Origin of the sequence: Pseudomonas sp. B22(2017), from assembly GCF_002113105.1 — a bacterium.
GTDB classification, from domain to species: domain Bacteria; phylum Pseudomonadota; class Gammaproteobacteria; order Pseudomonadales; family Pseudomonadaceae; genus Aquipseudomonas; species Aquipseudomonas asiatica.
This window is the reverse complement of the sequence record NZ_NEJN01000029.1, coordinates 1-2,693: the sequence shown is the minus strand read 5'-3', so window position 1 is coordinate 2,693 and position 2,693 is coordinate 1. Positions and strand designations below refer to the sequence as shown.

Here is a 2,693-nt window from a genome sequence, read left to right as displayed (position 1 = left end):
GCCGCCATACAACAGCGCGCCGAACAGCTCCCACACCGAGAAGTCGAAGGCGTAGGAGTGGAACACCGTCCACACGTCACTGGCATCGAAGCGGAACCAGTCCTGGGTCGCCGCGAACAACCGGACCACGTTCTGGTGCGGCAGCAGCGTGCCCTTGGGCTTGCCGGTGGAGCCGGAGGTGTAGATCACGTAGGCCAGGTTCTGCGGGGCTACGTCGATATTCGGATTGGCATCGCTGTAGCCGGTCAGGTCTTCGACATCCAGATCCAGGCTGTGCAGGCCAAGCGGGATCGGCAGGGCTTCACGCAGGTGCGACTGGGTCAGTAATAAAGTGATGCCGCTGTCGGCGAACATGTAGCTGAGGCGATCTTCCGGGTATTCCGGGTCCAGCGGCACATAGGCACCACCGGCCTTGAGAATGCCCAGCAGGCCGACCACCATGTCCAGGCTGCGCTCCATGGCGATGCCCACCAGCACATCCGGGCCAACGCCGCGCTCGATCAGCTTGTGCGCCAGCTGGTTGGCCCGGCGGTTCAGTTCGTCGTAGCTCAGGGTCTGCTCGCCGAAGGTAACTGCCGGGGCGTCGGGGGCGGTGGCCACCTGGGCCTCGATGAGCTCATGGATGCTGCGTTCATCCGGGAAGGCGGCGGTGTTGCGGTTCCAGTCACGCAGCACGGCCTGCTGCTCGTCCTCGCCCAGCAATGGCAGCTCACTGATGCGTTGCCCGGGCTGGCGCACGATAGCTTCCAGCAGGTTGAGCCAATGCCGCGCCATGCGCTCGATGGTGCTGGCGTCGAACAGGTCGGTGGCGTACGTCAACGAAGCCCCGATGCCCTTTTCGTGCTCGAATGTGTCCAGAGCCAGGTCGAACTTGGCGGTGTGGTTGTCCCAGGCCAACTCCTCCATCTCCAGCCCCGCTATACGTCGGGGCTCGCCCTTGGCCTGGGTCTGATGGTTGTACAACACCTGGAACAGCGGATTGTGGCTCAGGTTGCGCTCCGGTTGCAGCGCATCGACCAGCTGTTCGAACGGCAGGTCCTGATGGGCCTGGGCACCCAGGGCACGTTGCCTGACCTGTTGCAGCAGCTCGCTGAACGTCAGCTGCACATCGAACTCGGCCCGCAGCACCTGGGTGTTGACGAAGAAGCCGATCAGGCGCTCGGTCTCGACCCGGTTGCGGTTGGCAATCGGTACCCCAACGCGGATATCAGCCTGGCCCGAGTAGCGATGCAGCAGGGTCTGGAAGCTGGCCAGCAGCAGCATGAACGGCGTCACGCCCTGCTGCTGGGCAACCCTTTTCAGGTTGTTGGCCAGCCCATCGCCCAGCACGATCGGCAACCGTGCCCCTCTGTGGCTCGGCATGGCCGGGCGCGGATGGTCCAGCGGCAGCTCCAGCACCGGTTGCTCATCGCCCAATTGTTCGGTCCAGTAGGCCAGCTGCCGCGCCTGCTCGCCGGCTTCCATCCAGCTACGCTGCCAAATGGCATAGTCGGCATACTGGATCGGCAGGGCCGGCAGTTGCGTTACCTGGCCCTGGCTGAAACCTTGATAGAACTGCACCAGCTCATTGACCATCACCGGCATCGACCAGCCGTCGGCGACGATATGGTGCAGGGTCAGCACCAGCACGTGCTGGTCCGCCGCCAGGCGCAGCAGCCGGGCCCGCAGCAGCGGCCCCTGCTCCAGGTCGAACGGTTGCCCTGCTTCGGTCTCGACCCAGGCCCGTACAGCGGCCTCGTCGGCGTTTGCCTGCTCTTCGATGACCAGCTCGAACGGCACTTGAGCATGAATGACCTGCACCGCCTGCTCACCGTCGCGACGGAACGTGGTACGCAGCGTTTCATGTCGCTCGATCAAGGCCGCAAAGGCCAGTTGCAGAGCTGTGGTATCCAGATTCCCCTTGAACTTCAAGGCAGCCGGGATGTTGTAGGTGGCACTGGCGGGCTCCCATTGCCACAGGAACCACTGCCGTTGCTGGGCGTATGAAAGCGCCGGCAACGGATGCTCGCCGCGCACCTCGGGGATCGGCAACTGGGCCAGGCTCATGCCCTTCGCCGCCAGTTTCTCGAGGAAGAGTTTGCGCTGTGGCAGCGGCAGGCCGATGAAGCGCTGCACCAGGGCCATGTTTCTGTTATCCGTTTGCATTTCAGACTGCCTCAAGCTCGCTCATGAAGTCCTGGAGTTCATCCAGGTCTGCATCGCTATGGGTATTCAAGCCATTGATCATTGCTGCGTAGTCCTGCAGCGTTTGCGCCTGGAACAACAACGCCAGGGGCAGGCTCGTGCCAAGCTCGACCTGTAGCCGCGCCATGACCTGGGTAGCCAGCAAGGAGTGCCCACCCAGTTCGAAGAAGTTGTCGCCAAGGCCTACCCGCTCCAGCTTCAGCACATCGGCCCAGATCGCCGCGATCCGTTGCTCCAGTTCGCTTTGCGGCGCGTGGTACGCGCGCTGCAACTGGCTGGCATCCGGTTGCGGCAGCGCACGGCGGTCCAGCTTGCCGTTGGCGGTCAAGGGCAGTTTGGCCAGGAACAGCAGGTGGGCCGGCACCATGTAGTCCGGCAAGCTCGCCTTCAGCGCAGTGCGCAGCACATCCCGCTCGGCAGCCTGGGCCTCGGTGCTGGCCATCACGACCGCATCGGCAGGCACCACATAACCCACCAGCTGCTTGCCGCCCGGGCCGTCCTGGGCCAGG

General features: G+C 64.0%; 2 protein-coding genes. Both read right to left on the bottom strand.

Annotation, left to right across the window (positions count from 1 at the left end; translation table 11 throughout):
* Positions 1 to 2,124: condensation domain-containing protein (locus CAG18_RS25875; RefSeq protein ID WP_143492705.1), on the bottom strand; the 2,124-nt coding region annotated here is incomplete at its 3' end.
* A 22-nt stretch (positions 2,125 to 2,146) separates the two neighbouring features.
* Positions 2,147 to 2,693 (bottom strand): phosphopantetheine-binding protein (locus tag CAG18_RS25870; RefSeq protein ID WP_256573455.1); only part of this gene is annotated, 547 nt, incomplete at its 5' end.